Origin of the sequence: Ruegeria denitrificans, from assembly GCF_001458295.1 — a bacterium.
Lineage (GTDB): Bacteria > Pseudomonadota > Alphaproteobacteria > Rhodobacterales > Rhodobacteraceae > Ruegeria > Ruegeria denitrificans.
In genome coordinates, this window is the sequence record NZ_CYUD01000037.1 from 1 (window position 1) to 2,312 (window position 2,312).

At 59.9% G+C, this 2,312-nt stretch carries 2 protein-coding genes; both read left to right on the forward strand.

All coding sequences use genetic code 11. From position 1 onward, the window contains the following. Positions 1-15: 15 nt before the first annotated feature. Positions 16-1,311 (forward strand): serine hydroxymethyltransferase, encoded by a 1,296-nt coding sequence (gene glyA / locus RUE5091_RS22425; RefSeq protein ID WP_058284171.1) that lies wholly within the window; start codon positions 16-18, stop codon positions 1,309-1,311. Between the two features lie 18 nt (positions 1,312-1,329). After that, positions 1,330-2,307, forward strand: coding sequence for an HpcH/HpaI aldolase/citrate lyase family protein (locus tag RUE5091_RS22430; protein WP_058284170.1), 978 nt, complete (start codon positions 1,330-1,332; stop codon positions 2,305-2,307). Positions 2,308-2,312: the final 5 nt, after the last annotated feature.

The following is a 2,312-nucleotide window of genomic DNA, read 5'->3' on the forward strand; positions in this document are numbered from 1 at the left end:
CAGGAGATTTGCCTCGTGAATGCCCCGCATCGTACAGACGATTTTTTCACCCAGTCCCTATCCGAGCGTGACCCTGAGCTTTTTGGCTCGATCACATCCGAACTGGGCCGTCAGCGCGACGAGATCGAGTTGATCGCGTCCGAGAACATCGTCTCAGCCGCCGTGATGGAGGCGCAGGGCTCGGTGATGACCAACAAATACGCCGAAGGCTACCCCGGACGGCGCTACTATGGCGGTTGCCAATTCGTTGATATCGCTGAAAACCTCGCCATCGACCGCGCCAAAGAGCTGTTTGGTTGCGAGTTCGCCAACGTGCAGCCGAACTCGGGCAGCCAGGCCAACCAGGGCGTGTTCCAGGCGCTGATCCAACCCGGCGACACCATTCTGGGCATGAGCCTGGATGCGGGCGGCCACCTGACCCACGGCGCGCGCCCCAACCAGTCGGGCAAGTGGTTTCACGCGGTGCAATACGGCGTCCGCAAAGAAGACAACATGCTGGACTATGATCAGGTCGAGGCGTTGGCGAAAGAGCACCAGCCCAAGCTGATCATCGCAGGTGGCTCGGCCATCCCGCGCGTGATCGACTTTGCTCGCATGCGCGAGATCGCCGACATGGTCGGCGCCTATCTGCACGTGGACATGGCGCATTTCGCCGGTCTGGTGGCGGCAGGTGAGCACCCCAGCCCCTTCCCGCATGCGCATGTGGCGACCACCACCACGCACAAGACCCTGCGCGGACCACGTGGCGGCATGATCCTGACCAATGATGAAGATATCGCTAAGAAAGTGAATTCGGCGATCTTCCCCGGCATTCAGGGCGGCCCGCTGATGCACGTGATCGCGGCCAAGGCCGTGGCCTTTGGCGAGGCGCTGCAGCCGACCTTCAAGGACTATATCAAGCAGGTTGTGGTCAATTCACAGGCGCTGTCGGATCAGCTGATCAAGGGTGGTCTGGACACTGTGACCCACGGCACCGACACCCACGTGGTGCTGGTCGACCTGCGCCCCAAAGGCGTCAAGGGCAATGCGACTGAGAAGGCTCTGGGTCGCGCGCATATCACCTGCAACAAGAACGGCGTGCCGTTTGATCCGGAAAAACCGACCATCACCAGCGGCATCCGTCTGGGCTCACCCGCGGGCACCACCCGTGGCTTTGGCGAGGTCGAATTCCGCCAGATCGCCGACTGGATCATCGAAGTGGTCGACGGTCTCGCCGCCAATGGCGAAGACGGCAACAGCGCCGCCGAAGCCAAAGTCAAGGCCGAGGTCGCTGACCTCTGCGCCAAATTCCCTCTCTACCCGAACCTCTAAGACGAAGGACCCTTACCGATGAGCTTTCATAACATCGACCAAGCCCCTGCCCGCCTGAACCGCAGCGAACTGGCCGTTCCCGGCAGCCAGCCCGGAATGTTCGAAAAGGCCGCAAAGTCAGATGTGGATGTGATCTTCCTCGATCTGGAAGACGCGGTCGCGCCTGACGAAAAGGAACAGGCCCGCAAAAACATCATCGAGGCGTTGAACGATATCGACTGGGGCAACAAAACCATGTCGGTGCGGATCAACGGGCTGGATACCCATTACATGTACCGCGATGTGGTGGATGTAGTTGAACAGGCCGGAGAGCGTCTTGACCTGATCATGATCCCCAAAGTTGGCACTGCTGCTGACGTCTATGCGGTCGATATGCTGGTGACGCAGATTGAAGACGCCAAAGGGTACAAGAAACGGATCGGATTTGAACACATCATCGAAACCGCGCTAGGCATGCAGAATGTCAGCGAGATCGCGGCTGCTTCCAAACGCAATGAAAGCCTGCATTTCGGAGTGGCCGACTATGCGGCGTCAACCCGTGCCCGGACCACGATCATCGGCGGCGTAAACCCTGACTATTCCGTTCTGACTGACCCAGATGCTGACGGAGATCGTATGACGCATTGGGGCGACATGTGGCACTATGCGTTGGCCCGTATGGTAGTCGCCGCGCGCGCCAATGGCCTGCGCCCGATTGATGGTCCGTTTGGTGATTTCCAGGACCCGGACGGTTACGTAGCGGCGGCGAAACGCGCGGCGGTTCTGGGATGTGAAGGCAAATGGGCCATCCACCCCAGCCAGATTACCCTGGCCAATGAGGTCATGTCGCCGTCAGATGCCGAAGTCACCAAAGCACAGCGCATACTCGTCGCCATGGCCGAGGCTGAATCGGCGGGCAAAGGTGCTGTTTCCCTGGATGGCCGCCTAATCGACTATGCCTCGATCCGTCAGGCCGAAGTGCTGGTCGAAAAAGCAGGCCAGATCGCAGCAGCTTGATCGCA

What these genes read in the sequence shown, in the direction of transcription:
- RUE5091_RS22430 (WP_058284170.1), top strand. Translation starts at nt 1,330, where the DNA reads ATGAGCTTTCATAACATCGACCAAGCCCCTGCCCGCCTGAACCGCAGC.